Below are 26,270 nucleotides of genomic sequence, written 5' to 3' on the forward strand. Positions count from 1 at the left end.
GACGAAGACCGAGGAACTTAACGATCCCAAAGGGTGTTACGCCACGGTAACCTCGCGCCATGACCGGGGTGAATGGACCTGTGGAAGATCTCACTGGCCGCCGCCTGGTGGTGGTGACCGGAGCCAGCTCGGGGATCGGGCTGGCGGCGGCGGTGGACCTGGCGCGCCGCGGTGACCAGGTGGTACTGGTCGGGCGAGACCCGGCCCGGTTGCAGGCGGCCGGTGACCGGGTCCGCGAGGCGGCCGGGGAGCGCCCGGAGCTGTTCCGGGCCGACTTCGCGGTGCTGGACGACGTCCGGCGGCTGGCCGACCGGCTGCGGGCCACGTACGACCGGATCGACGTGCTGGTCAACAACGCGGGCGCCATCGTGCTGCAACCGGTCACCACCGTGGACGGGTTCGAACTCTCCATCCAGGCCAACCACCTGGCTCCGTTCCTGCTCAGCAACCTGCTGAAGGACCGGATCGGCCGGACGGTGGTGACCGCGTCCGGCGCCCACCGCAGCGGTGTGCTGGACCCGGACGACCTGAACGCCCCGCTGCGCCGGTTCCGGGCGATGACCGCGTACGGCACCAGCAAGCAGGCCAACATCCTCTTCGCCGCCGAGGTGGCCCGGCGCTGGCCGGGAATCCACGCGCACAGCTTCCATCCCGGCGTCGTCCGCACCCGGTTCGGCAACGACAGCCGGCTGGTCGCTCTCGGCATGCGGGTGCTGCCGTTCCGCAGCCCGGAGAAGGGCGCGGAGACGCTGTTGTGGCTCGTCAACTCCGACCCGGCCCGGCTGGTGAACGGGGCCTACTACTACAACCGCCGGCTGCGCCGGCCGCTCCGCAAGGCGGCCGACCCGCAGCTCGCCGCGCGGCTCTGGTCGGCCAGCGCCAAGGCCGTCGGCATCGACGACTGAACCCGGCTCGGGGTGTCCGGCGGCCCCGGCCGCTGCCATACTCCGCCTCGTGACGACGACGGGACACGATCCGAACACGCCGGCCCTGCACCTGGGCGGCGAGGACGCCGACCTGGCCGCAAGGATCGACCGGGAGCTGACCGCCTTCAACAACGCCGCCACGGGCGCGGACGACGAGGCCGGGCTCTCCGTCCGGGTCACCGACGCCGACGGGGAGCTGGTCGCCGGCCTGACCGGCTGGACCTGGGGCGGGCGGGCCGGGATCAACACGATGTGGGTGCGGGCGGACCGCCGGCGCGAGGGCTGGGGCGGCCGGTTGCTGCGCGCCGCCGAGGAGGAGGCCCGCCGGCGGGGCTGCACCGAGATCTCGGTGGCGTCGTTCTCCTTCCAGGCGCCGCACTTCTACCGGCGGCACGGCTACAGCGACACCGGCATCCGGGACGGCATCCCCGGCGGTCACGTCGACCACCACTTCTGGAAGTCGCTGGCGGCGGACCCGGCCGACACCCTGCGGCTGGTCGCGCTGGTCGAGATGACCGACCCGGCGGCCGGGCAGCGGTACGAGGACGCGGTGCTCGCCCTGCTCGGCCGGCACGGCGGGCGGCTGGAGCGGCGGCTGCGCACCGACGACGGCGGCACCGAGGTGCACGTGATCCGTTTCGTCAGCCGGACCGGTCTCGAGACCTTCCTCGCCGACCCGGAACGGGTGGCGTTGCGGGCCGCGCTCGGCGACGCCGCACCGGTCACCCGCGTGCTCCCGGTGCGGGACGTCTGACCGGCCGCCCCCGGGCCGGCTGCCCCGGGGCGTCGCGCACGTCCCGAGGCGGCGGGCTCAGCGGCTGGCCAGGCGTCGGCTGCGCCAGCGGCGGACCAGGAGGAACAGCGGGACGACCACCGCCGCCGCACCGACCAGCCCGAGGGCGACCAGCCAGAACGGCAGCGGGCCGTACTCGGGGCGGCCGGACTCGCGTACCGCGCCGTCGACCGCGAGGTCGGCGGCGACGGACAGCTCCGTGATGCCGGCCGGCGTGCGGAAGAGCACCTCCGGCGCCGAGGCGCCCCGCCGCAGCAGCACCAGCTCGACCGCGTCGGTGCCCGGCTCGTGGTAGGGACCCCAGGCGATGTCGTGGTCCTCCGGCTGGTCCACCGCGTCCGGGCCGGGCACCCCCACCAACGCCACCGCCTCGTCCGCCGAACGCCAGCCGAGCACCTGGACGTACGAGCGGGAGCGCAGCTCCGGGAAGGCCGGCGCGGTCCGCGGGGCGGTGTCGGTGACGGACCGGGTCACCAGCCGCCAGGTGCGCGGGTACGACGGCACCGGGCAGTCGGTGCAGCGGGAGCGCTCCACCACGGCCACCGACCCGCCGTCCGGGGACCAGGACCCGGCGCCGGCGAGCCGTCCGCCGGCCAGCGGCAGCCGCCGGTACGGCTCGGCGGTGCGGTCGGCGCCCGCGTCGGCGATGCGGGTCAGCCACACCTCGTCACGGACCTGGAGGGCCAGCACCTCGCCGTCGGGCGAAAGCGCCGCGGTGCGTCCCGGCGGGATCCAGGCGTTGCCGACCGGTACCCGCAGCACGTCGGTCCGGCGCTCCCGGTCGTACACGCCGACATACGGGGTGGCGTACGTGTTCGGCGGGGTGAACGTGGCGTCCTCGTCGGCGTAGGCCAGTCGGACACCGTCCGGCGCGAACGCGAGCGGGTAGCCGTCCACGGCGTCCGGAGTGGGCCGTCCGGACGTCAGGTCGAGCAGTCCGGTGCCGGTCCAGGCGTACCGGCCGTCCGGGGAGAGCAACGTGTCGAAGCCGGCGGTCGTGTAGGCGCCGTCCAGCACCCGGTACCGGTCGGCGTCGGCGGCCACCACGCCCTGCCGGGTCTCGTTCCAGCCGGTGCGGACGGCCGGGCCGCCGAAGAGCATCGCCGCGGCGCCCGGGGCCGAGTCGTGCACCGTGGCGGTGCGCAGCGGCGGGGCGACGAGCCGGGTGGGCAGCCCGGGGGCGTCGAGACGCGGCACCGCGGGCGCCGGCAGCGGGGGCGGTCGCAGCGCGTACCCGGTGGCGATCAGCAGGACCAGGACGGCGAGCGCCCCGGCCGCGGCGGCCCGGCGACGTCGGTGCCGGCGGCGGGCGGCGTCGAAGAGCGCGTCCGGTACGGCGGCGGGCGGCACCCCGTCCGCCAGGTGGCGCAACGCCTCGGTCAGTCTCGTCGTCACCGCTTCACCTCCGCCGGGGTTCCGCCGACCAACTCGGCCAGCTCGGGGGCGAGGACGCGCAGCCGGGCGAGGGCGTGCCGGGTCTGGCTCTTGACGGTGCCGACCTGGCAGCCGAGCAGCGCCGCGGTTTCCGACTCGGAGCGGTCCTCGTAGTACCGCAGCACCAGCACCGCGCGCTGCCGTGCGGTCAGCCGGGCGAGCGCCCCGCGCAGCACCAGCCGCAGGTCGGCGTCCTCGCCGGTGCGGGCCGTCCGGTCCGGCACGACCGGCGCGAGCTGTTCCGGCGGACGCGCGCGGCGCCACCGCCACCAGCTCGCCGCCTGGGTGCAGAGCACCCGGCGCAGGTACGCGCCCGGATCGTCGATCCGCTCCCAGCGCACCGCGACGCGGGCCAGTGACGTCTGCACCAGGTCCTCGGCGTGGTGCCGGTCGCCGGTCAGCAGGTACGCGAACCTGGTCAGCCCGGCGATCTCGGCCCGCACGAACTCGGCGAAGCCGATCCGGGCCCGGTCCTCAGTCGTCACGTCGCCCCTCCTCACCCGCACAGACGCCGAGCGGACCCGCTGTGGAGGGAACCGTACCGGTGCCGGCTAGTGGTCGAGGTGCACCGGCAGGTTGGTCACCACCACGCCAGGCAGCGGACGCAGGGCGCGGCGCAGCCGCTGCTCGGTCCGGCTGTGCAGCGGCCGGTGCCACCGGCTGCGGACCACCACCTCGGGCACGACCACGGTGAGCAGCACCTCGGGCCGGGTGGTGTGCAGAGCCTCCAGGTAGTGGGCGAGCGGCCCGATCACGGCCCGGTACGGCGACACGATCGTCTCCAGCCGCACGTGGTCGCCCCAGGCCCGCCACTGTTCACGGAACCGGTCCGCCTCGGGGTCCTCGGGCGCGATGTGGACGGCGAGGGTCGGCTGGCCGAGCGAGACCGCGTACGCGAGGGCCCGCAGCGCGGCGCGGTTCAGGCGGGCGACCGGCACGACCACCAGGTGTCGTACCTGCTGCGGGAGTTCCTGGGCCTCGCCCGGCGCACCCGGTTCGGCCGCGCCGGGCAGCGGCGCCGGGGCGGTGGCCGGCCCGGGGCCGTCCGGCGACGGGTGCAGCGCCAGCGACCGGTTCAGCATCCGGTAGTGCCGGTGGATGGCCAGCGACAGCAGGACGAGCAGCGGCACGGCGAGCACCACCACCCAGGCGCCCTCGGTGAACTTGCTGAACGCGGCGGTCACCAGGACCAATCCGGACAGGGTGCCGCCGACGGCGTTCACGACCGCCCGGCGGCGCCACCCCCGCCCGCGCCGCCGGTGCCAGTGCACCACCATGCCGGCCTGGGAGAGGGTGAAGGCGAGGAAGACCCCGACCGCGTAGAGCGGAATCAGCGACTCGGTGTAGCCGCGGAACGCCACGAAGACCACGCCGGCCGCGAGCGCTAGCGCGACCAGGCCGTCGCTGAAGGCCAGCCGGTCGCCCATGTGCAGGAACCGCCGCGGGGCGTGACCGGCCCGGGCCATGAAGAACAGCAGCCGGGGAAAGCCGGCGAACGCGGTGTTCGCGGCCAGCAGCAGGATCAGCGCTGTGGTCGCCTGCACGATGCCGTACCAGGGTCCGGCCGGGAAGGTGGCTCGGGCCAGCTGGGACAACAGCGTCGCCTCCGGGGTGGGCACCAGCCCGTTGAGGTGGATCAGCACGGTGAGCCCCACGAAGAGCAGCACCAGCATCCCGACCATCCAGCCGAGGGTCGTGCGGGCGTTGCGCCACTCCGGCGGACGGAACGCCGGCACCGCGTTCGAGACGGCCTCGATGCCGGTCATCGACACCGCGCCCGAGGCGAAGGCCCGCAACACCAGCAGCAGGCCCACCCCCTCGACGACCGGCACCGGCGGCGGCGCGACCGGGGCGAAATCCCGTGCGCCCGCGCGGGCATAGCCGACCACGAGCACCGCCAGCAGCGCGAAGACGAAGGCGTACGTGGGCCAGACGAAGAGGTTGCCCGCGGCCCGTACGCCGCGCAGGTTGCCGGCGAGCAGGACGGCGATGGTCAGCACCCCGAGCGGCACGGCGAACTCGGCCAGCCGGGGCATCGCCGAGGTCACCGCGTGCACCCCGGCCGCCACCGAGACCGCCACGGTGAGCACGTAGTCCACCATCAGGCCGGCCGCCGCGGCGAGCCCCGGCCGGGCACCGAGGTTGTCGGTGGCCACCACGTACGAACCGGCGCCGTGCGGGTAGGCGACCACGGTCTGCCGGTAGGAGAGGCCGACGGCGACCATGAGCACGGCCAGCACGGCGGCGAGCGGCAGCGACAGTCCGAGCGCGCCGCTGCCGGCCAGCACCAGCACGGCCAGCATCGCCTCCGGCCCGTAGGCCACCGAGCTGAGCAGGTCGGAGGAGAGCACCGGGAGGGCCACCAGCTTCCGCATCCGCTCGTAAAGCACCGCCGTACTCCGCAACGGCGGCCCGAAGAGCGCTCGCCGGAGCCGGCCCAGCTCCCGGCCGAGCCGGGTCCCCGGCACGTTCGCCGGCTCGGTCGCGACCAGCTCGCCGGGCTCGCCCACCTGGAACATCGCGATCGGAGCGAGGCGGCCGAACCGGCCGGGAGCGGGCTCGCCGGGGTGCCGACGCAGGGTGGGATCGATCGGCAGGTCGCCGGAGGGCCGGGACGGTCCGGCCGCCCGCCACTGCTCGCCGATCCGGCGCAGCGCCCCCAGTTCCTGCTCGTCGAGCGGCGGGAACTCGGCCGAGGGTGTGACGACCGTCCCCGGCTCGCCCTTCTCGTCAGCTCCGCCGTCGCGCCGCCCCATCCCCGCCTTCCTCGCGCCTGCCTCCCCCCGCACTGTCACCGAAAGCGCACCGTCCGGTGGCGGAATGACGACTCTTCGGCGGGAAAGTGCTCCTCCCGAGGCCGAGCCGAGTCGGTCGGGGGTGCGTGGCGGGTCAGCGGGGGCGACCACGCCGGTGGGTCAGTCCGAGGCCGCGGCGGCGTCCGCGGGGACCGGCCCGGTGCGACGGCCGGCGCGGGCGCCGCCGAGCACCACCACGGCCACCCCGGCAAGCAGCAGCGCCAGGCCGGGCAGGGCGAGCGGACGCGGCAACTGGCGGAGCCAGACCCAGCCGATCAGGGCAGCCCCCGGCGCCTCCAGCAGGACCAGCACGCTGACCGTGGTCGCGGAGACCCGACGCAGCGCGTAGTTGAACATCGAGTGTCCGAGCAGCTGGGCGCCCGCCACCAGGGCGAGGATGGCCAGCCAGGTCCGGCCGTCGAAGCCGGTGAGCCGCACCCCTCCGACCAGGCAGACGCCCAGCAGGATCAGCGCGCAGACGCCGTAGCAGATGGTCGTGTACGTGGTGGTACTGATGCTGGCCCGGGCCCGCTCCCCGAACGCGGTGTAGACGGCGGCGAACATCCCGCCGGCCACCGCCAGCAGGTCGCCGGCGAACGCGCGCCCGGACGCGGCGAAGTCGGCGCCGGTGGCGACGACGGCGCCGGCCACCGCCACCCCGATGCCGGCCCAGACCACCACCGGGAGCCGGCGCCCCTGGGCGCGGGCGATCAGCCCCTGCCAGACCGGCTGGGTCGCGCCCAGGGCCGTGGCGGCCGCGACCGAGGTGAGCTGGGCGCTCGGCATCCACGTCGCGAAGTGGGCGGCCAACGCGACGCCGGACAGCACGCAGTACCAGCCCTCGCGCCGCCCCGCGCCCACGGTCAGCGCCCGGAACTCGGCGCGACGCCGGGCGGCCGAGAACGGGCCGAGCACGGCGACCGACAGCATGTTGCGCCAGAACGCGATCGCCAGCGCCGGGGCGGCCGCGAAGGCGACCAGCGGCGCGGACGACGAGACGGCGACGACGGCGAGGGCCACCGCGCCGGTGGTCACCGGATCGAGCGGCGGGCGGTGCTGAGGGAGTGACACGGAGAGCAATCCTCACATGCGCCGGGCCACCACGGACCGTCAACGCTCGGTTACGATCATGCGGTCCGCGCCGGCGACACCCCACGCCCGGAGGCGCTCCCCCATGCCCAGGTACCAGGCCGTACTCTTCGACTTCTTCGGCACCCTGACGTCGTCCGTCCAACGTGGCGAGGCCCACCACGGCACGGCCGAGCTGCTGGGCTGCTCCCTCGACACGCTCACCGACGTGCTCAACCGGACGTTCTACCAGCGGGCCACCGGGCAGCTCGGCAACGCCGAGGCGACCCTGCGTTGGGTCTGCGCGCAGGCGGGTGTGCACCCGTCGCCAGCCGCGGTACGGGCGGCGGTGGTGTCCCGCCACCGGGCGGTACGCGCGGACACCCGGCTGCGCCCCGACGCGGCGCCGACACTGGCCGCGCTGCGCGCGCGGGGTCTGCGCACCGGGCTGATCAGCGACTGCACCCACGAGCTGCCGGCGTTCCTCCCGCAGCTGTCGATCGACCCGCTGCTCGACGCCCGGGTCTTCTCGGTGCAGGTGGGGCGGTGCAAGCCGGACCGGGCGCTCTACCTGGCGGCGTGCCGCCGGCTCGGCATCGCCCCGGAGAGCTGCCTCTACGTTGGCGACGGTGGCAGCCAGGAGCTGACGGGGGCGGAGCGGGTGGGGATGAGCGCGGCCCGGCTGGCGGCTCCCGACCTCGCCGAACACATGGTCTTCAACGCCGACCTGGACTGGACCGGCCCGGTCCTGGGCTCACTTCTCGACGTGGTCGACCTGGTCGACGCCGCGGCGACCTCAGCGGTCAGCGAAGGCGAGCGGGCGGCGGGCGCGGCGGCGACGGTCAGCGGCGGCGCACCCGGTGCAGCCGGAACGGCCGACGAGTCGCCCGCACCGCCAGCGACTCCCGGGGCGGCTCGGCCAGCGATCCGGTGGGGAGCGCGTCGCCGGCGAGCGGCTCGCCAGCCGGGGTGAGCCGGTTCAGCGCACAGCCCTCGTCCGCCCACCGCCGCACCAGCTCGGCGGCCGGCCCGGTCGCGTTCAACCGCTTCGCCGCGACCAACGGCGCGAGGGTCTCCCAGTCCTCGGTGCCCGGCCGCACCCGCGTGACCCGCGCCGGCCAGGTCACGATCCGGCCGCCGTGGTCACCGCGCATCGTGACCTGCGCCTGCGTCGCGTCCGCGAGCCCGGGGGCGGCCTGTTCGCCAGGCCCGCTGACCACGACCAGCGCCCCCTCCAGCGGGGCGCACCACAGCGCCACGGCCGGGCCGCCGGCGCTCACCCAGGCCACCGCGGCCTTCTTGATCACCTCGTCGACCAGGGGCGTGCTGTTCCACCCGTCCTCGTCCGTCACAGCCGCATCCTCTCCCACCGGGCGGGTGCCCGTCAGCGTGGCGTGCCGATCCGGGGCGCTCAGCCGAGGAACGGCGGCACCATGATCTCGCCCCGGGCGACCGGGACGACCTGGCCGGCGACCGTCGCGCCCACCGCCGTGCCGTTCTCGGCGGTCACGGTGCAGGCCAGCGAGGAGGGCCGGTTGATCTCGACGCCCTGGCTGACGGCGTACGACGAACGACCGTCGCCGGGCAGCAGGCCGCTGGCCACCAGCCAGACGCCGAGACCGAGCGCGGCCGAGCCGGTCGCCGGATCCTCCGGGATGCCGAGCCCGGGCACGAAGACCCGGGCGTGCGCGGTTTGCGCGGTGGCGTCCCAGGAGAAGACGCTGACGTGCTCCACCCCGTACCGCTGTGCCGCCGCCGCGTTCGGCCGTGCCCGGGCCACCGCGTCCGGGCGGACCGGGAGGTACGGGAACTCGAGCCCGCACCCGGCGACCCGCGGCGCCGGGCCGGCGTGGTCGGCCGGGGTGAGCCCGGCGATCTCCAGCAACGGCTCCGGGTCCAGCTCGGGGCCGAGGGTCGGGAGGCCGCCGGTCAGCGTGGCCCCGGTCGCGGTGACCTCGATCGGGAGCACGCCGGCCTCGCACTCCTGGGTGACCGGCCCGGCGTCGAACAGGCCCCGGCGACTCGCGGTCACCGCGGCGCCGACGCTCGGATGGCCGGCGAACGGCAGTTCCGCCACGGGGGTGAAGATCCGGGCGCGGTAGGTGGCGCCGACCTGGGTGGGGGGCAGCACGAACACTGTCTCGGAGAGGTTGAACTCCAGCGCGAGCGCCTGCATCTGATCAGCGGCGAGGCCTTCGCCGCCGAACACCACGGCCAGCGGGTTGCCGGCGAACGGGCGGTCGGTGAAGACGTCCACGATCTCGTACGCCAAGGTCGACATGCTGATAAACACTAGGCGCTTAGGCTGGTGCCCGTGAGTACCCCGACCCGGGTCTACATCGCCCGTCTCGCCGGAGTCGCCGTCTTCGACCCCAACGGCGACCAGGTGGGCCGGGTCCGTGACGCGGTGGCCCGGCTCCGGTCGACCCAGCGGCCGCCCGAGGTGGTCGGGCTCGTCGCCGAGATGCCGCTGCGGCGGCGCATCTTCCTCTCCCTCAACCGGATCACCTCGATCGACGCCGACGCGATCGTGTTGGGCAGCGGCACGCTCAACCTGCGCCGCTTCGAGAAGCGCCCGAACGAGCTGCTGGTGCTCCAGGAACTGCTGGACCGGCGGGTGCAGGTCGACCCGGGCGGCCAGAACGGCACGGTGGTCGACGTGGCGATGGAGTGCAGCCGGGGCGGGGAATGGTCGCTCACCCGGGTCGCCGTCCGCGAGCAGACCGGTCGGCTCACCCGCCGTGGTCATCTGCACCAGGTCGACTGGGACCGGGTACGCGGGCTGAGCGGCATCGCCGACGACCGGGGAACGGCCAATCTGCTCGCGGTGCTGGAGGACATGCGCCCGGCCGACCTCGCCAACGCCCTGCAGGACCTGCCGGACGCCCGGCGCAACGAGGTCGCCGCGGCGCTGGACGACGAGCGCCTGGCGGACGTGCTCAGCGAGCTGCCCGAGCACGACCAGGTGGAGATCCTCGCCGCGTTGGACCGGGAACGGGCCGCCGACGTGCTGGAGGAGATGGACCCGGACGACGCCGCCGACCTGCTCAGCGAGTTGCCCCCGCCGGAGCAGGACGTGCTGCTCGACCTGATGCAGCCGGACGAGGCCGACCCGGTGCGGCAGCTGCTCAAGTACAGCCCGGGCACGGCCGGCAGCGTCATGACCTCCGAACCGGTGATCCTGCCGCCGGACGCGACCGTCGCCGAGGCGCTGGCGCGGATCCGGGAGCCGCAGCTCTCTCCCGCCGTGGCGGCGCAGGTCTTCGTGACCCGGGCGCCGATGACCACTCCGACCGGGCGCTACCTGGGCATGGTGCACTTCCAGCGGCTGCTCCGCGAGGCGCCGGCCGACATGCTCGGCGGCGTGGTGGTCAACGACATCGACCCCCTGCGGCCGACCACCCCGCTGCCGGAGATCACCCGCCGGATGGCCACGTACGACCTGGTCGCCATGCCGGTGATCGACCGGAACAACCGGCTGGTCGGCGCCGTGACGGTCGACGACGTGCTGGACCACTCGCTGCCGCGTGACTGGCGGGAACGGGATGCCAGCCCCGTCCCGGGCTCCGCCGCGACGCTGGACGGCGCGGATGGCTGAGCAGCGGCGGGCGCAGCGGCTGGACCAGCCGCGCGAGCCCCGGGCCGTCAAGCTGCCCCGGTTCGACCCGGAGGCGTTCGGCCGCTGGTCGGAGGGGATCGCCCGGAGCATGGGCACGGCGAACTTCATCGTCTACATGACGGTCGTGATCGGGCTCTGGTTCGCCTGGAACACCCTGGCCCCGCCCGCGGTGCGGTTCGACCCGTACACCTTCACGTTCCTCACCCTGGTGCTGTCGTTGCAGGCCAGCTACGCGGCGCCGCTGATCCTGCTGGCGCAGAACCGGCAGGCGGACCGGGACCGGGTGGCGCTGGAGGAGGACCGGCGGCGGGCGACCGCGCAGAAGGCGGACACCGAGTACCTGGCGCGGGAGATCGCGGCGCTGCGGATCGCGATGGGCGAGGTGGCCACGCGGGACTTCCTGCGCACCGAGCTGGCCCGGCTGGCCGAGGAGCTGGACGAGGCGGGCCAGCGCCGGCAGCGGCTCGAGCGGCGCCAGCAGGACAGGCAGGAGCGGGGCGCGCCCCGGACCGGCGGTGGCGAGGGTCTGGACGAGCCGCGGGACGAGGTGGACAGCGACCGCACCGGAAACTTTTGAACGCCGCGCGCCTCAAGGGGCCAGGCGAGCGGCGTTCGTCTCGATCGTCCCACTTCGCCGGGTGGCCGTCCAGCCCCCGGACGGGGCTCGTCCGCCGCCATCGATTCGCTCACACCGGCACCCGCTGCGGCGGTCGGGGATCGCCGCCGACGTAGCATTGCCGTCATGTCAGCACCCGTCAGCACCGTCGAGGACGCGATCCAGGCCGCCCTGGCCACCGTCAACGACCCGGAGATCCGTCGGCCCATCACCGAGCTGGGCATGGTCCGGTCCGCCGTGATCGGCTCGGACGGCGTGGTACGGGTCGAGCTGCTGCTCACCGTCGCCGGCTGCCCGCTGAAGGACAAGCTGCGCGCGGACATCACCGCCGCGGTCGGCGCGGTTCCGGGCGTGACCGGCGTGGAGATCGAGTTCGGCGTGATGAGCCCGGAGCAGCGCCAGTCGCTCCAGGCGAAGCTGCGGGGCGGGAACGCGGCCGCGGAGCCGGTGATCCCGTTCGCCCAGCCCGGTTCCCGCACCCGCGTTTACGCGGTGGCCAGCGGCAAGGGTGGCGTCGGCAAGTCCAGCGTGACGGTGAACCTGGCCGCGGCCCTGGCCGCCCGCGGGCTCTCCGTCGGCGTGGTCGACGCGGACATCTACGGTCACTCGGTGCCCCGGATGCTCGGCGCGGACGGCCGACCGACCCGGGTCGAAGACATGATCATGCCCCCGCAGTCGCACGGCGTGAAGGTCATCTCGATCGGCATGTTCACCGCCGGCAACGCGGCCGTGGTGTGGCGCGGCCCGATGCTGCACCGGGCGCTGCAGCAGTTCCTCGCGGACGTCTACTGGGGCGACCTGGACGTGCTCCTGCTCGACCTCCCCCCGGGCACCGGCGACGTGGCCATCTCGCTGGCCCAGCTGCTGCCCAACTCGGAGATCCTCGTGGTGACCACGCCGCAGGCCGCCGCCGCCGAGGTGGCGGAGCGGGCCGGCGCGATCGCGCTGCAGACCCACCAGCGGGTCGTCGGCGTCATCGAGAACATGTCCTGGCTGGAGCTGCCGGACGGCTCCCGGATGGAGATCTTCGGCGCGGGCGGGGGACAGACGGTCGCCGAGTCGCTGAGCCGGACCATCGGCGCCCAGGTGCCGCTGCTCGGGCAGATCCCGCTGGACACCCGGGTCCGCGAGGCCGGCGACGCGGGCAACCCGATCGTGCTGGCCGAGCCGGACTCGCCGGCCGCGGTGGCGCTGGGCACGGTGGCCGACCGCCTCGCCGTCCGGCGCGAGTCCCTGCTGGGCAAGCCCCTCGGCCTCAAGCCCTCCAACCGCTGACCCGACGCCACACCAAGATTCGACCAGCAGCCAAGGGCGCGCGGCACCACTGGGCGGCGCGACCCCGGGCCGGTTTTCGTGACGTGGCCGGCTCCGCTCTGGGCGCGACGGGTCGACGTGCCTGCGGGTGTCCTTTAGAGCTGATATCGCAAACGATTCATCCGCTCGCCGGCGGCAGCGGGGTCAGCGGGTCCCACGCGTGCGCCCGGTAGACGTCGACCGCCTCGACGCCACCCAAGGCCGGCGTCAGCGCCAGCGCAGCGCAGCGTCAGCCACCTAGCTTCAGCCAGCGAGGCACGAACGCGACACGCTGCGCAAACGCCGTTGCGGGTGAGCATCTCGCCGAAGACGATCCACGGCTGGCGGCCCATCACCGGTCCGTCAAATCCGCGGGGCAGCACGCAGCGCCTGGCGCGCGTGATGACGCAGGCGACTCAGCTCTCAAGGACGCGACCCACACATCCCCGGGCGACGCCGGCCGGGCTCGCGACGGCTCGCGGCGGGACGGATCAGGTGGCGTCGTCGTAGCTGGCGCGCTGGGCGGGTGCGGAGGCGCCTCCGGTGGCGGTTGCCGGCCGGCCGCCGTTCGACCGGAGGTCGGCCGCCTCGGCCACGTCCTTCAGGTCGTTGTGCACACCGGTGACGTCCGCGCGCAGGTTGTCGTAGACGCCCTGCAGCGGCTTCCGGATCGCCTGCTCGTCCTCCTCGCTGAGGAGGTGCTTGCGGATGAACGCCTTCGGGTGCAGGTCCTCCAGCTGGATGTCGGTGCCGAGCTCCCGACTCAGGTCGCCGGTGGCGTTGCGGGCCATGTTGCGCAGGTTGCGCACCAGGCGCAGACCGTCGTTGATGACCGCCGGCAGCCGGTCACCGAAGATCAGCAGCGCCAGGAGCAGCAGCGCACCGATCTCCCACCAGTTCAGGTTCTCGAACATGCGGCGGGCCTCCTCTCGGCATCCGCAGCAAGACTACGCACGTCGGGGACGGACCGGGGAGGGGGTGACGAGGTCCTCACTTGGCATCCGCGGCGAGCGTCACCGAGGCATTCTGCCGGCTCGATCCCCGGCGGTACTCGACGGTGACCACCGAGCCGGGCGCGAACTTGCGCACCAGCGCGATCAGGTCGGGCGGCTCGCTCATCGGCCGGCCGTTCAACCGCAGGATCACGTCGCCGGCCTTCAGCCCGGCTCCGGCCGCCGGCCCGGACGGCTCGACGCTCGCCAGGCGTACGCCGCCGCCGGCCACGCCCGCCCCCGGGCCACCGACCTGGGCGCCGATCACCGTACGCCGAGCCTTGCCGGTGCCGATGATGTCCTGGGTCACCCGCTTGGCCTGGTTGATCGGGATGGCGAACGCGAGCCCGATGTTGCCCGCCTCCTGCCCGTCGGAGACCAGCGACTTGATCGTGGAGTTCACCCCGACCACCCGGCCGGCCGCGTCGACCAGCGGCCCGCCGGAGTTGCCGTGGTTCACCGCCGCGTCGGTCTGGATGGCGGCGTAATAGCGGACCGGACCGCCCGGCTCGCCGGCCTGCATCGTCCGGTCCAGGGCGCTCACGATGCCGGCGGTGACCGTGTTGGCCAGCGAGAGCGGCGAGCCGATCGCCAGGACCGGATCGCCGACGGCCAGCGCCTCGGAGTCGCCGAACTCCACCGGCCGCAGCCCGGTGCGGTCCACCTTGATCACGGCGACGTCCGACTCCGGGTCCTGCCCGATCACCGTCGCGGGGGCGGAACTGCCGTCGTTGAAGACCACCGAGGCCTTGCCGGTCCCGCCGGCGACCACGTGGTCGTTGGTGATCACGTGCCCGTCGGCGCTCACGACGAAGCCGGAGCCCTCGCTCGTCCCGCCGAGGCTGCTCACCCGGACGGTCACCACGCTGGGCAGGACCCGTTCGGCGACCCCGGCCAGCGACTCCGGCTTGCGCTGGGCGAGCCCGGGCGGCTGAGCCGGGTCTGCGCCCAGCACCGTGCCGGCCCCGGCGCCGCCACGGACCGCGAACGCGTAGCCGAGCGCGCCGCCGAGCGTGCCGGCGAGCAGCGCCGTCACCAGGGGGATCAGCAGCAGTTGGCGGAGCGCGGGCCGGCCGGGAGCGTCGGGGTCGGTGACCGGCTCGGGCTGCGTCCCGGTGTCGATCGCCGCGGGGACGACCACCGCGGCCGGCGCCGCCGGATCCCGCCAGGGGTCGGCCAGCGCATCGGACCACCAGGGCGACGCGGTGCCGTCCCCGGCGCTGCCCGCGGCGCCCGACGCCGGCGGGGTGCCCGCCCCCGGTGGTCCCCCCGGAGCCGAAGCCTCACCGGGCCGGCGCCAGTCCCAGCCGTCGGTCACGTCGGTGCCTCCCAGTCCGTCCCCCGGCTCCCGCCGTACGGCCCGACGACACACGCGCCGGGGCCGCGACTGGCGGGACACCGCTTCCAGGATTGCACGGATGTCCGGGTTGGGGTCACCGGTTGCCACCGGCGTGATCCAGTAGGCCGGATGCGCGGCTGCGCCCGCGACACGCCGCCTCTAGGCTCATAGCGCCAACCCGCCCCCCGCACCACTCGCCGCCCGGAGGTGCCCCATCGCCACGGTCGCCGGTTCCGGGAGTTCCACGAGCCCGGCCCTGCAGTTCGCCGAGCAGTACGTCACCGAGGACCTCGTGCTGCGTACCGCCCGCAGTATCGCCCGCGAGGTGGGCCTCGACGCGGTGACGCCCGGCTCGGGCGCCGCGCTGCGGCTGCTCGCCGCGGCCGGCAACGCCCGCGCCGTGGTCGAGATCGGCACCGGCACCGGCGTGAGCGGCGTCTGGCTGCTGCGCGGGATGCGCGCGGACGGCGTGCTCACCACGATCGACGTCGAGGTGGAGCACCAGCGGATCGCCCGACGGATCTTCGCCGAGGCGGGCTTCGCCGCGGGCCGGACCCGGATCATCACCGGTCGTGCCCTGGACGTGCTGCCCCGACTCGCCGACGGGGCGTACGACCTCGTCTTCGTGGACGCCGAGGCGACAGGGTTCCACGCCTGCGTCGACGCCGCGCTGCGGCTGCTGCGCCCCGGCGGCGTGCTCGCGCTCAACGGCACGCTGGCCGGCGGCCGCATCGGCGACCCGGCCGCCCGGGACGCCGAGACGGTGACCGTACGGGAGACGATCAAGGCGATCCGGGAGTCGGAGCACTGGATCCCGGCGCTGCTGCCGGTCGGGCACGGGCTGCTGGCCGCGGTCAAGTGCTGAGCCTCCCCGGCGGGCGGCCGGCCCGTCGGGGTGGGGCTCCGTCGGCCGGTCAGCCCAGCGTGGCAAGCCAGCGCAGCAGGGAGCGTACGCCCCAGCCGGTCGCGCCCTTGGTCAGCTCCGCGTCGTCGGATTCGGCCCAGGACGGCGCGGACATGTCCACGTGCAGCCAGCGATCGCGCAGGTCGCCGGTGAACTCGCGCAGGAAGAGCGCGGACGTGACGGATTTGGCCGGCTCGGGCGCGCTGTACAGGTCGGCCACCTCGCTGCCCAGGTACTCGACGTAGTCGGTGGGCAGCGGCATCCGCCAGGCCGCCTCGCCGGCCGCCTCGATCGCCGCGAGCACGTCGGCGGCGAGCTGGTCGTTCTCGCTGTAGAGGGCGCCGGTGCGCTTGCCCAGCGCCACGGCGTTCGCGCCGGTCAGCGTGGCCAGGTCGACCAGCAGGTCCGGCTTGAGCCGCGCGACGGCGTACGCGAGCGCGTCGGCGAGCACCAGCCGCCCCTCGGCGTCGGAGTTGGTGGACTCGCTGGTCAACCCGCCGTAGTGCCGGATCACGTCGCCGGGACGGAAGGCCGCACCGCTGACCGCGTTCTCGGCGAGCGGCGCCAGCGCGGTGACCCGGACCGGGAGGCGCAGCGCGGCCGCGCCGAGGGTGGCGGCGACCACCGCGGCCGCGCCGCCCATGTCCTTGCGCATCAGCTTCATCGCCGGCACCGGCTTGATGGAGATGCCGCCGGTGTCGAAGGTGATGCCCTTGCCGACCAGCACCACGTGCGTGGTCGCGCCGGCCGGGCGCCAGTCCAGTTCGACCAGGCGCGGGCCGCTGGCCGATCCGCCGCCGACGGCGAGGATGCCGCCGAAGCCCTCGGCCGCCAGTTCGGCCGGTTCGCGTACCCGCAGGTGCAGGTCGGGCGCCCCGACGGCGCGCTCGGCGACCTGCGCGGCGAACCACTCCGGGTTCTTCACCGAGGACGGGGTGTTCGTGAGGTCGCGGGCCCACCGCGTCATCCGGGCGGTGGTGCGCGCCGTCTCGGTCACGGCCAGATACCGGTCCGGGTCGCCGACCAGCAGGTCGACCCCGGCGAGCGCCGGCACCTCGCCGGCGTCGGTCAGCCGGAAGCGGTAGGAGGCGAGCAGCAGCCCCTCGTGGAGACCGCGGACGGCGGCCGGAGACGCGTCGCCCGGCAGCGCGATCGTGATGTGCGTCTCATCCTTGGCGGTGCGGGCGATCGCGGCGCCGGCCCGCCGCCAGCCCGTCTCGTCGCCGCCGCCCACCCCGGCCAGGACCAGCACGCCGGGCGTGCCCCCCGGACGCAGATGGGTGCGGACCTCACCGGCCCGGCCGGTGAGCCGGGCGGCGGGGGCCAGCGCGGTGGCCTCGTCGGCGACGCCGTCGGGGAGTGTCACCGCGGCGGGGAGCGGCACGGCCGGAGCGTCGCCGCCCGCCTCCGTCCCGGCCGGTCGGATGGGCAGGACGAGGGTGTCGAGCCGTTCGGGCTCGGCTACCAGACGGATGGCGAGCACGCGGGACCGTACCTCCAGAAATGGGTTCGCGGAGCGGGACATCCCGACGCTCCGCACCGGTGATGCCCTGAGCCACCGGCACCGGCCGGTGGCTCAGGGTATGACGAACCGTCCGGACGGCGGCCGCCGTCCAAACCATTCCTCGATCAGCCGGCGGCCGCCTTCAGCGCGTCACCGAGCGCGTTGGCCTCGTCCGGAGTCATCTCGACGACGAGCCGGCCACCGCCCTCCAGCGGGACCCGCATGACGATGCCGCGGCCCTCCTTGGTGACTTCCAGCGGACCGTCGCCCGTCCGCGGCTTCATCGCCGCCATGTTGTCTCCCCTCAGACCTACACCAGGGTCGGTGGGTTGCCCCACAGCCACTTCGTCACGACCACCCGCAACCGCCGCGGGGTGTCGACCAACGATTTTCCCTGATGAACACCGCCGGACCCAAACCGAAGCAGCATTGATGTAACAGCATCTAGCTTATCTTGAGAAGGCCTGTCACAATGTGCGGTCATGCAGGCACGGTCGGCACTCTTCGACCTGTACGGCGACCACCTCCGACCGCGGGGTGGCCGCGCACCGGTCGCCGCCCTGGTCAAGCTGTTGGCGCCGCTCGGCATCGCCCCGCCGGCCGTGCGCACCGCGGTCTCCCGGATGGTCCGCCAGGGCTGGCTCGACCCGCTCCGGCTGGCGTCCGGGCCGGGATATTCGATCACGCCGAAAGCCGCCCGGCGACTCGACGAGGCGGCGGCGCGGATCTACCGGACCGGCCGCGTCGGGTGGGACGGCCGCTTCGACCTGCTGGTGCTGGAGGCGCCGGCCTCCCGGCGGGAGCGCCAGCGGCTCGCCGCCAACCTGAGCTTCCTCGGCTACGGCACGCTCGACGAGTGCACCTGGGTGGCGACCCGCGCGGGCGAGGACGTCGACCTGCTGCTCACGGAGGCCGGCGTGCGGTACGAGCGGTTCACCGCGGCCCACGCCGCCGGCACCCCGGGGGCGATGGGCGTCGTGCGCCGCGCCTGGGACCTGGCCGAGATCGGCCGGGCGTACGAGCGGTTCGTCGCCGAGCAGCGCCCGCTGCTGGCCGGGGTGACCGTGCGCAGCGGAGACGAGGAGGCGTACGCCGCCCGGTTCCGGCTGGTGCACGCGTGGCGTACGTTCCTGTTCCGGGACCCGCAGCTGCCCCCGGCTCTGCTCCCGGAACGCTGGCCCGGCACGGCCGCGGCCAGCTTCTTCGACCGGCACGCGGCCCGGCTGCGGCCGGCCGCCGACCGGTACGTCGAGCAGTGCCTCGACAACGGCAACCGCATCGCCCGACAGAAGGGTCGTTGAACAAGTGACCGAGCCGCTGCTCGTCGACCGGACCGACGCCGTCGTCACCCTGACGCTGAACCGCCCGAGGGCGATGAACGCGCTCGACGTGGCACTCAAGGAGGCGCTCCGGGACACCCTGGCCGAGCTGGAGACCGACCGGACCTGCCGCGCCGTGGTGCTCGCCGGGGCGGGCGGGTCGTTCAGCGCCGGGCAGGACCTGCGCGAGCACGTGGCGACCCTGGAGTCCGCCGCCGGCGACCCGCTGTCCACCGTCCGGGCGCACTACAACCCGATCGCCGCCCGCCTGGCCAACCTGCCCAAGCCGGTGGTGGCCGCGGTGCGCGGGATGGCCGCCGGCGCGGGGGCCTCGCTGGCCTTCCTCGCCGACATCCGGATCGGCGGCCCGACCACCAGCTTCCTGATGGCGTTCGCCAAGGTCGGGCTCGCCGCCGACACCGGCGCCTCGTGGACGCTGCCCCGACTGGTCGGCCACGCCAAGGCGATCGAGCTGCTGATGCTCGCCGAGCCGGTCCGCGCCGAGGAGGCCTGCCGGCTCGGACTGCTGAACCGCCTCGTGGACGACGACGAGCAGGTGCTGCCGGCCGCCCAGGAGTTGGCCGCCCGCCTGGCCGCCGGACCCACCGTCGCGTACGGGGCGATCAAGCGGCAGCTCTCCATCGCCGACGCGGGCACCCTCGCCGACGCCTTGGCCGCGGAGGCGCAGGCGCAGACGATCTGCGGCACCACCGCCGACCACCGCGCGGCCACCATGGCCTTCGTCGGCAAGCAGAAGCCGGTCTTCGAGGGGCGTTGAGCCACCCGCGGCACCCCACCCGGACGCCCGGGTTGGGTCAGTCGTCCTCCTCCGGATCCTGGTTGGCCTCCGCGCCGAGCACGAACGCCTGCATGGCCAGCTCGTCGCCGGAGGGCGAGACGAAGGCGGGCAGCTCGCGCGGGCCCAGCTCCTGCACGTAGGACCAGAACAGCCGGACCGCCTCGGCCGGCGAGTCGGCCTCGATCGGCAGGTCCAGGCTGACCAGCCAGGTGCGGCGGGGCGGCGGCGGACCGAGCCGGTCGGCCAGCGCGCGGTAGGCCGCCGGGTCGAGCGCGGTGACCGGCCCGTCGAGCGTGAGCTGCCCGGTCGGCACCGGCTCGTCGAAGGACCGCCGGGTGTACGTCACCACCAGCGCCGCCTCGCGGTCGGACTGCGGGTCGTCCGGGTCCTCCGGACGCGCGCCGCTCGGCGCGGCTACCCGGCCGAGCGCGACCAGCCGGAGCGGCTCGTCGACCAGCACCGCCACGTCGTCGCCGGGTTGCGGCCGGCCGGCGTCGTCCAGGCCGGTCAGGTCGAGCGTGTCGTGGTGCACGAGCCGCTCGGCGTCGTAGCGGCCGGCGGGCAGCAGCACCGCCCAGGCCGCGGTGCTCGCCGGCCGACTCGTCCCGTTCGCCCGGTGCGCGGTGTCGGTCGTCATGGCGTCCATCCCATCACGCCGTCCCGGTCGGCTTGACGTGGCAGCCGTCGAGGTGGTCGTCGACCATCCCGGTGGCCTGCATCAGCGCGTAACCCGTGGTGGGCCCGACGAAGCGGAAGCCGCGCTTCTTGAGCGCCTTGGCCATCGCGGTGGACTCGGGGGTGATCGCGGGCACGCCGGCGAACGAGGCCGGGCGGACCGGCCGGGGCGCCGGGGCGAACGACCAGAGCAGCGCGGAGAGCCCCTCGGGCAACTCGCTGGCCGCCCGCGCGTTCGCGATCGCTGCCTCGATCTTGGCCCGGTTGCGGACGATGCCGGCGTCGCCGAGCAGCCGGGTCACGTCAGCGTCGCCGTAGCCGGCCACCGTCGGGATCCGGAACTCGTCGAAGGCCAGCCGGAACGCCGGCCGCTTGCGCAGGATGGTCAACCAGGACAGCCCGGACTGGAAAGCCTCCAGCGTCATCCGTTCGTAGAGCGCGTCGTCGCCGTGCAACGGCTGGCCCCACTCGGTGTCGTGGTAGAGGGCGTAGTCCGGGGTGCTCGCCCCCCAGGCACAGCGTGGCAGCCCGTCGGCGCCGATCACCAGGTCACTCACGGCCTACACGCTAGGGCAGGCGTCCGACAGCCCCATTGCCTCCCGGCCGAAGGCTGCCTATCGTGCAGGTTACCGACCGGTAGGAGCGGCATCGTCGATGGGCGCCGGCCGCGCCGAGGGCACCGACCGCGGGAGGCCGCCCATGAAGGAGTTCCCGGACATCATCGCCTGGTCGATCCCGGCCTTCCTGCTGCTGATCGTGCTGGAACGCATCTCGTACTTCATGCACCGGGACGACGACGAGGTCGGCTACGGCGGCGCGGACACCGCGACCAGCCTGACGATGGGGCTGGGCAGCGTCTTCACCGACCTGCTGTGGAAGGTCCCGGTCGCCGCCGCGTACGCGCTGCTCTACGCGGTCACCCCGCTGCGGGTCGCCGAGGTGTGGTGGAGCTGGCCGCTGATCCTGGTCGCTCAGGACTTCTGCTACTACTGGTCGCACCGCGGGCACCACGTCATCCGCATCCTCTGGGCCTCGCACGTCGTGCACCACTCGTCCCAGCGGTTCAACCTCTCCACCGCGCTGCGCCAGCCGTGGACCGGCCTGACCAGCTGGGTCTTCTACATCCCGATGATCCTGGCCGGGGTGCACCCGGCCGTGGTCGCCTTCGCCGGCTCGGTCAACCTGCTCTACCAGTTCTGGATCCACACCGAGCGGATCGACAAGCTGCCCCGCTGGTACGAGGCGGTGTTCAACACCCCGTCGCACCACCGGGTGCACCACGCCTCGCAGGGCGGCTACCTGGACCGCAACTTCGGCGGCATCTTCATCGTCTGGGACCGGCTCTTCGGCACGTTCGCCCCCGAGGGCGAGCGCTGCGTCTACGGCCTCACCAAGAACATCGGCACCTACAACCCCGTCCGGGTGGCCTTCCACGAGTACGTGGCGATCGGCCGTGACCTGCGGGCCGCGGCGAGTTGGCGGCAGCGCGCCGGCCACCTGTTCCGCTCACCCGGCTGGCAGCCCGCCCCGGCGGGCGGGTCACTGGCCGCCGCCGTGCGCGCACCCGGTCCGGTCGGCTCCGGTCCGGCGGCGGACGACCCCGTGCCGGCCGGCGGTGGGCGGGCGGCGGACGCCCGCAGGCCGGCCGGCACGGCCAGCCCAGCGACCGCGAGCGGTGTCAAGCCGGCCTGACAGGCTGACGCGGGCCGGGGCGTTCAGGGAAGGCGGCCCTGCTCGACCAGGCGGCCGAACCTCCGCAGCGCCTGGGTCAGGCCGAACTTGGAGCCGGGCCAGAGCACCGGCCAGGTCACCCGGCCGACCGGCCCGCCCGGGACGTGGAACCACTCGTGCCACACCACCTGGGTGCGGTCGCGCGCCAACGGGGTGCACCGCAGCACGCCCGGGCCGCGCAGCAGCCTGCCGCAGTGCACGACCCCGATCTCGTACGGCTCGTCGACCCGGACCACCCGCATCTCGTCCCGCAACTCGGCCGGGCCGAGCATGGTGACCGCCTCGACGAGGCTGCCCTCACGGCCGTCGCCCGCCACCACGCGCACCCGGGTGAACGGGATCCAGTCCGACTGGCGTTCCCAGGCGAGCAGCGCCGCGAAGACCCGCTCGGCCGGGGCGTCGACGATCACCGTGGCGGTCACCTCGCCGGCGCCCGGCTGGGCCGCCTCGCGCAGGCCGTCGTCGCCGTCGGAATCCGTCACGCCGACTCCGAGGGCACCACCGGACCGGGCCGTCCCGCCCCCTCGGTCGGCTCGCCGCCGGCCGGCGCCGTGCCGTCGGCGTCCGCCGGCGACGCGGTGGCGTCGGGGAACCGGGGCTGCCCTGCGCCATCGGCGTCGCCCGGCAGCGGGGCCGTCGACGCCGCACCGTTCGCGGGCACGCCGCCCGCGGGCGTCGGACGGCCGGCTGCCGGCTCGCTGTCGGCCGCCGTCACCGTGACCGGCCCGACCGCCGGCTGACCGGCCGCCGGGGCGGGGGCCGCACCCGGCACGGAGACCACGCCGTTGGCCGCCGTCGAGGCCCCGGCCGCCTGCTCGCGCGCCCGGCGCAGGGCTTCGGCGTCCGCCGTCCGTCCCTCGCGCAACGCGGTCACCTCCGCTTCCAGCACGCCGATCAGCTCCGACTTGTAGCCGATGTCGTACGCCGCGCGGCGCATCGCCTGATCGACCTGCGTCATCCGGTACCCGCGCAGCGCGGTGTCGAACCGGACGTCCCCCACGTCCGTCTCGCGGAGCGGCCGGTTGCCCGGCAGCGGCACCGCGCTCCCGTCCGGCTCGGCGGGCGCCAGGCCGGGATCCCGGCCGCTGACCAGCACCGTCACCCCGAAGACGACCGCCGCGACGGTCAACGCCACGACCAGCGTGAGCAGAACCTGACCCATGCACAGATCGTGGCATGTCGACCGGGCCGGAGCGACCCCGCCACCCACGCCGGGTCCGCCGGACCGCCCGGAGGAGGGGCTGCGGGACCGGCTAGCGTCGTGATCGGCCGGCGGCGCGGTGCGTCGGCAGGCGGACCTGAGGGAGGCGGCATGGCCGGGGAGCTGCGGCTCGGTGGGCGGGCGTTCGCCCCCGGCGAGCTGGTGGTGATGGCGATCGTGAACCGCACCCCGGACTCGTTCTTCGACCGGGGCGCGACCTTCGCCGCGGACAGCGCGCTGCGCGCGGTGGAGCGGGCGGTCGACGAGGGCGCCGGGATCGTCGACATCGGCGGGGTCAAGGCCGGCCCGGGCACCGAGGTCGACGCGGCCGAGGAGATCCGGCGCACCGTGGACACCATCGCGGCCGTCCGGGAGGCCTTCCCCGACGTGGTGATCTCCATAGACACCTGGCGGGCGGAGGTCGCGGTGGAGGCGGTGGCCGCCGGGGCGGACCTGTTGAACGACACCTGGTCCGGCGCCGACCCCGCACTGGCCCGGGTCGCGGCGGAGACCGGCGCCGGCCTGGTCTGCTCGCACGCCGGCGGCCTCACCCCGCGCACCCGGCCGCACCGCGCCGCGTTCGACGACGTGGTGGCCGACGTGGTCGGCACGGTCACCGGCCTCGCCGAGCGCGCGGTCGCCCTGGGCGTACGCCGCGACGGCATCCTGATCGACCCGGCGCACGACTTCGGCAAGAACACCCGCCACTCGCTCGAGATCACCCGACGGCTGGACGAGCTCACCGCCACCGGCTGGCCGCTGCTGGTCGCGCTCTCGAACAAGGACTTCGTCGGCGAGACGCTCGACCTGCCGGTCGCCGAGCGGCTGGAGGGGACGCTGGCGGCGACGGCGATCTCCGCCTGGCTGGGCGCCCGGGTGTTCCGGGCCCACCAGGTCCGGCCGACCCGGCGGGTGCTCGACATGGTCGCCGCGATCCGGGGCGACCGCCCGCCGGCGGCCACCCGGCGCGGTCTCGCCTGACCCGCGGTGCCGGCCGACGAACGGCCGGTGGGATCAGGTCCAGCGCAGGATGTTCCTGCGCCAGGCGTAGAGGATGCCCAGCGCCAGCACCGCCACGAAGATCGCCATCTCGACGACCGTGACCACGCCGAACCCGGGCCGGTCGAACACCACCGCCCAGGGGAAGAGGAACACCGCCTCCACCGCGAACAGCACGTACAGGTAGGCGTACACGTAGTAGCGGATCTGCATCTGGGCCCAGTCGCCGCCGACCGGATCCAGGCCGCACTCGTAGCTGGCCCGCTTGCCCGGAGGATCAGCCGGACGGCCAGGACGTAACATCCGATTGGCCGAGAACGCCGTAACGAAGAAGAGAACGCTGGCGAGCAGCAACAGCCCGAGCGTCGCGTACGAGCCCAGGTATCCGGTCACGGTCGGCAGCCTACCGCCCGCCCCGGGTGCCCCGTCCCGAACACGTTACGGATTTGTTTCCGGACGGTACTAGTGCCGCGGGGCAAGCGTTGCCGAACATTGGACGCCGGACCGTCTTACCCGCCAGTAGGCGACCAGACGGCCGGCGACAGGGGGGACCGATGACCAGCGTGGACGTACCACCCGAGCGACCAGCGCGAGGCCGCCGGCACGCGCCCGCGCTGGCGGTCTCGCTCACCCTGGGCGTGCTGGCCGCGGTCGCCCTCGTGCCGAGCTGGGCCACCGCGGCCCGACCGGCGACGAGCCCGGTCGCCGTGGCCACCGATCCGGCGGAGAACCCGGGCGGGGAGACCCCGACGGCGGAGCCGACCGGGACCGGCACCGACCCGACCACGGCACCGCCGACGATCGATCCGCCTGACGAGACGACGTCACCGCCGGAGACCACCGGACCGGCCCCGGTCACCACCGCACCGGAGACGGTGGCGCCCAGCACCACGCCGCCCACCCCGGGCCCCGGCACCTCGAGCCGTCCGCCGCTCCCGCCGGCGCCGCCACCGGTCCGGCCACCGGCACCCGGGGCCGCCCCGGCGCCGAAGCCACTCGGGGTCCGGGTCACCACGGGCGACGTCGCCCTGCCCGGGCAGTACTGGAACGTGGCGAGCACGGTCACCACGCTGCGGGTCACCGTGGCGAACACCGGCACCGCGGCCGCGCGGATGCGGCTCTCCTACACGCTTCCCGCCGGACTGACGGACGCCGGCACGAAGGGCTGCGACGCCGGGGGTGGCGGCGCGTTCCACTGCGGTGAGTGGACGGCCCGGGCCGGCGCCCGGTTCAGCACCCTGATCCGGGTCCGGGTCTCCGGCGACGCCTGGCGGCGGATGCCGCTCAGCGGCTCGGTCGCGGTCACCGCGTACGCGCCCGGCCTGTCCGGCACGGCGAGCGACGACGAGGGCTTCGCCGTGCTGTTCCCGCCGGGTCCGCCGGTGCCCGGGATCGCGCTGGCGGCCGACGAGGTGGCGTTCGACATCAGCGGGACGGCGAGCGACCTCAGCGTGCGGCTGGGCAACACCGGCACGGTGGACGCGGCCGGCGGGATCGAGGTGATCCTTCCCGACGGGGTCACGGTGCCGGCCCCGCCCGCGGGCTGCGTCATGGTCGACCCGACCCGGACCCGCTGCGACGTGGGTGCCGTCCCCGCCGGAGAGAACACCGAACTCCGCCTGCCGGTCGAGGCGACGCCGGAGGCCCAGCGGCAGGCGCCGCTCTCGGGCGCCGTGGTCGGTCGGCTCGACCCCCGCAGTGGCCGGACCAGACAGGTGCAGATGAGCTTCCGGATCACCGCCGTGGCGGCGCTGGCCACCCCGGTGGCCGCCGCCCCCGCGCCGACCGGCTCACAGGGGGTGCTGGCCGGCAATCCCGCGCCGGCCGCCGGCGGGGAGACCTCGGTGCGGCGTACGGCGGGAATCCTCGTCGCGGTCTCGACCCTGCTGGTCGTGCTCGCGCTCTGGCTGGCGACCACCTCGCTGCGCCGACGGCTCAACGAGCCGGTGACCGAGCCGACGGCCACGGCGCGGGATTGAGCGGGCCGGCGCCCCGCGCGAGCATCGGCCAACGGTGATCTCGATTACGCGGGCCGTGGGAAACGCCACTAAAAGGTGAATTTCGCCCCACGATTCGGTCCCAGTCGGCGAACCTCTTGGGAAGGTGACGGGTCGATCCGACGTAGGCTCTCAGGTGAGAAACCACGGCAGGCCGGGCCACTTCACGTCCCGGTGCGGTGCAGCGGTGTGTCAAGGAGGTCCCGTGGCCGGGCAAGGCGAGGTCACCATCATTGCGAGCCGCCCGCGCGACCGCGCGCAGCGAA

26 protein-coding genes and 1 pseudogene are annotated in these 26,270 nt (G+C 74.6%); 12 read left to right on the forward strand and 15 right to left on the reverse strand.

What is annotated here, in order from left to right; translation table 11 throughout:
* Nucleotides 1–80 precede the first annotated feature (80 nt).
* Entirely contained in the window at nucleotides 81–905 is an 825-nt protein-coding gene (locus tag O7603_RS18280) for an SDR family NAD(P)-dependent oxidoreductase (protein ID WP_281571020.1), read from the forward strand.
* A 49-nt stretch (nucleotides 906–954) separates the two neighbouring features.
* The gene (locus O7603_RS18285) at nucleotides 955–1,680 is read left to right on the forward strand and encodes a GNAT family N-acetyltransferase (RefSeq protein ID WP_281571021.1); all 726 of its coding nucleotides are present in this window, start codon (nucleotides 955–957) and stop codon (nucleotides 1,678–1,680) included.
* Nucleotides 1,681–1,737: 57 nt separating this feature from the next.
* On the opposite strand, the gene O7603_RS18290 is transcribed toward O7603_RS18285, so the two are convergent.
* From O7603_RS18290 to O7603_RS18305, 4 genes are all read right to left on the reverse strand, one after another.
* Nucleotides 1,738–3,114 (reverse strand): hypothetical protein, encoded by a 1,377-nt coding sequence (locus O7603_RS18290; protein ID WP_281571022.1) that lies wholly within the window; start codon nucleotides 3,112–3,114, stop codon nucleotides 1,738–1,740.
* Nucleotides 3,111–3,638, reverse strand: a complete 528-nt coding sequence (locus O7603_RS18295; protein ID WP_281571023.1) for a SigE family RNA polymerase sigma factor — start codon at nucleotides 3,636–3,638, stop codon at nucleotides 3,111–3,113. Before O7603_RS18295 ends, O7603_RS18290 begins: the two co-directional genes overlap by 4 nt.
* Nucleotides 3,639–3,704: 66 nt before the next feature.
* The gene (locus O7603_RS18300) at nucleotides 3,705–5,909 is read right to left on the reverse strand and encodes an APC family permease (protein ID WP_281571024.1); all 2,205 of its coding nucleotides are present in this window, start codon (nucleotides 5,907–5,909) and stop codon (nucleotides 3,705–3,707) included.
* A 159-nt stretch (nucleotides 5,910–6,068) separates the two neighbouring features.
* Entirely contained in the window at nucleotides 6,069–7,028 is a 960-nt protein-coding gene (locus tag O7603_RS18305) for a DMT family transporter (RefSeq protein WP_281571025.1), read from the reverse strand.
* A 94-nt stretch (nucleotides 7,029–7,122) separates the two neighbouring features.
* Here O7603_RS18305 and O7603_RS18310 point away from each other — a divergent pair.
* Nucleotides 7,123–7,800, forward strand: a pseudogene (locus O7603_RS18310) (HAD family hydrolase); the annotation flags it as partial.
* A gap of 58 nt (nucleotides 7,801–7,858) precedes the next feature.
* On the opposite strand, the gene O7603_RS18315 reads toward O7603_RS18310, so the two are convergent.
* The gene (locus tag O7603_RS18315; RefSeq protein ID WP_281571026.1) at nucleotides 7,859–8,368 is read right to left on the reverse strand and encodes a hypothetical protein; all 510 of its coding nucleotides are present in this window, start codon (nucleotides 8,366–8,368) and stop codon (nucleotides 7,859–7,861) included.
* 59 nt (nucleotides 8,369–8,427) lie between these two features.
* A complete protein-coding gene (locus O7603_RS18320) occupies nucleotides 8,428–9,297 on the reverse strand; it encodes a PhzF family phenazine biosynthesis protein (RefSeq protein WP_281571027.1) in 870 nt (289 codons plus the stop codon).
* 33 nt (nucleotides 9,298–9,330) lie between these two features.
* On the opposite strand from O7603_RS18320, the gene O7603_RS18325 reads away from it, so the two are divergent.
* The 3 genes from O7603_RS18325 (at nucleotide 9,331) to O7603_RS18335 (ending at nucleotide 12,526) form a co-directional block, all read left to right on the forward strand.
* Nucleotides 9,331–10,614: a CBS domain-containing protein gene (locus O7603_RS18325; protein ID WP_281571028.1), complete on the forward strand. Its 1,284-nt coding sequence runs from the start codon at nucleotides 9,331–9,333 to the stop codon at nucleotides 10,612–10,614.
* The gene (locus O7603_RS18330) at nucleotides 10,607–11,212 is read left to right on the forward strand and encodes a DUF1003 domain-containing protein (RefSeq protein ID WP_281571029.1); all 606 of its coding nucleotides are present in this window, start codon (nucleotides 10,607–10,609) and stop codon (nucleotides 11,210–11,212) included. The genes O7603_RS18325 and O7603_RS18330 overlap by 8 nt, the downstream gene beginning before the upstream one ends.
* 165 nt (nucleotides 11,213–11,377) lie before the next feature.
* On the forward strand, nucleotides 11,378–12,526 hold the full coding sequence (locus tag O7603_RS18335; RefSeq protein WP_281571030.1) for an Mrp/NBP35 family ATP-binding protein: 1,149 nt from the start codon (nucleotides 11,378–11,380) through the stop codon (nucleotides 12,524–12,526).
* Nucleotides 12,527–13,035: 509 nt separating this feature from the next.
* Here the strand turns inward: O7603_RS18335 and O7603_RS18340 are convergent.
* Nucleotides 13,036–13,458: a preprotein translocase subunit TatB gene (locus O7603_RS18340; protein ID WP_281571031.1), complete on the reverse strand. Its 423-nt coding sequence runs from the start codon at nucleotides 13,456–13,458 to the stop codon at nucleotides 13,036–13,038.
* Between the two features lie 76 nt (nucleotides 13,459–13,534).
* Nucleotides 13,535–14,869: a trypsin-like peptidase domain-containing protein gene (locus O7603_RS18345; RefSeq protein WP_281576728.1), complete on the reverse strand. Its 1,335-nt coding sequence runs from the start codon at nucleotides 14,867–14,869 to the stop codon at nucleotides 13,535–13,537.
* 298 nt (nucleotides 14,870–15,167) lie between these two features.
* Here O7603_RS18345 and O7603_RS18350 point away from each other — a divergent pair, with 298 nt between their 5' ends.
* A complete protein-coding gene (locus tag O7603_RS18350; RefSeq protein ID WP_348651024.1) occupies nucleotides 15,168–15,740 on the forward strand; it encodes an O-methyltransferase in 573 nt (190 codons plus the stop codon).
* A gap of 49 nt (nucleotides 15,741–15,789) precedes the next feature.
* On the opposite strand, the gene O7603_RS18355 is transcribed toward O7603_RS18350, so the two are convergent.
* Nucleotides 15,790–17,262: a leucyl aminopeptidase family protein gene (locus O7603_RS18355; protein WP_281571032.1), complete on the reverse strand. Its 1,473-nt coding sequence runs from the start codon at nucleotides 17,260–17,262 to the stop codon at nucleotides 15,790–15,792.
* 146 nt (nucleotides 17,263–17,408) lie between these two features.
* Nucleotides 17,409–17,576, reverse strand: coding sequence for a DUF3117 domain-containing protein (locus O7603_RS18360; RefSeq protein ID WP_007455245.1), 168 nt, complete (start codon nucleotides 17,574–17,576; stop codon nucleotides 17,409–17,411).
* Nucleotides 17,577–17,765: 189 nt separating this feature from the next.
* On the opposite strand from O7603_RS18360, the gene O7603_RS18365 reads away from it, so the two are divergent.
* Both O7603_RS18365 and O7603_RS18370 read left to right on the forward strand, forming a co-directional pair.
* Entirely contained in the window at nucleotides 17,766–18,584 is an 819-nt protein-coding gene (locus tag O7603_RS18365) for a PaaX family transcriptional regulator C-terminal domain-containing protein (protein WP_281571033.1), read from the forward strand.
* Nucleotides 18,585–18,588: 4 nt separating this feature from the next.
* Nucleotides 18,589–19,380, forward strand: a complete 792-nt coding sequence (locus O7603_RS18370; protein ID WP_281571034.1) for an enoyl-CoA hydratase-related protein — start codon at nucleotides 18,589–18,591, stop codon at nucleotides 19,378–19,380.
* A 37-nt stretch (nucleotides 19,381–19,417) separates the two neighbouring features.
* Here O7603_RS18370 and O7603_RS18375 read toward each other — a convergent pair whose 3' ends face one another.
* Nucleotides 19,418–20,038: a hypothetical protein gene (locus O7603_RS18375; protein ID WP_281571035.1), complete on the reverse strand. Its 621-nt coding sequence runs from the start codon at nucleotides 20,036–20,038 to the stop codon at nucleotides 19,418–19,420.
* A gap of 13 nt (nucleotides 20,039–20,051) precedes the next feature.
* The gene (locus tag O7603_RS18380; protein ID WP_281571036.1) at nucleotides 20,052–20,633 is read right to left on the reverse strand and encodes a DNA-3-methyladenine glycosylase I; all 582 of its coding nucleotides are present in this window, start codon (nucleotides 20,631–20,633) and stop codon (nucleotides 20,052–20,054) included.
* Nucleotides 20,634–20,775: 142 nt separating this feature from the next.
* On the opposite strand from O7603_RS18380, the gene O7603_RS18385 reads away from it, so the two are divergent.
* A complete protein-coding gene (locus tag O7603_RS18385) occupies nucleotides 20,776–21,768 on the forward strand; it encodes a sterol desaturase family protein (RefSeq protein WP_281571037.1) in 993 nt (330 codons plus the stop codon).
* A gap of 23 nt (nucleotides 21,769–21,791) precedes the next feature.
* Here O7603_RS18385 and O7603_RS18390 read toward each other — a convergent pair whose 3' ends face one another.
* Both O7603_RS18390 and O7603_RS18395 read right to left on the reverse strand, forming a co-directional pair.
* Nucleotides 21,792–22,289: an SRPBCC family protein gene (locus tag O7603_RS18390; RefSeq protein ID WP_281571038.1), complete on the reverse strand. Its 498-nt coding sequence runs from the start codon at nucleotides 22,287–22,289 to the stop codon at nucleotides 21,792–21,794.
* Complete coding sequence (locus O7603_RS18395) at nucleotides 22,286–22,969, reverse strand: DivIVA domain-containing protein (RefSeq protein ID WP_281571039.1); 684 nt, start codon at nucleotides 22,967–22,969, stop codon at nucleotides 22,286–22,288. Before O7603_RS18395 ends, O7603_RS18390 begins: the two co-directional genes overlap by 4 nt.
* A 150-nt stretch (nucleotides 22,970–23,119) precedes the next feature.
* Here O7603_RS18395 and folP point away from each other — a divergent pair, with 150 nt between their 5' ends.
* Nucleotides 23,120–23,989: a dihydropteroate synthase gene (gene folP, locus O7603_RS18400; protein ID WP_281571040.1), complete on the forward strand. Its 870-nt coding sequence runs from the start codon at nucleotides 23,120–23,122 to the stop codon at nucleotides 23,987–23,989.
* A 33-nt stretch (nucleotides 23,990–24,022) separates the two neighbouring features.
* Here the strand turns inward: folP and ndhC are convergent, their stop codons facing one another.
* On the reverse strand, nucleotides 24,023–24,400 hold the full coding sequence (gene ndhC, locus O7603_RS18405) for an NADH-quinone oxidoreductase subunit A (protein WP_281571041.1): 378 nt from the start codon (nucleotides 24,398–24,400) through the stop codon (nucleotides 24,023–24,025).
* A gap of 161 nt (nucleotides 24,401–24,561) precedes the next feature.
* Between ndhC and O7603_RS18410 the strand changes: the two genes are divergently transcribed.
* Entirely contained in the window at nucleotides 24,562–25,986 is a 1,425-nt protein-coding gene (locus tag O7603_RS18410) for a hypothetical protein (protein WP_281571042.1), read from the forward strand.
* Nucleotides 25,987–26,270 lie beyond the last annotated feature (284 nt).

Origin of the sequence: Micromonospora sp. WMMD812 (genome assembly GCF_027497215.1) — a bacterium.
Classification (GTDB): Bacteria; Actinomycetota; Actinomycetes; order Mycobacteriales; family Micromonosporaceae; genus Micromonospora.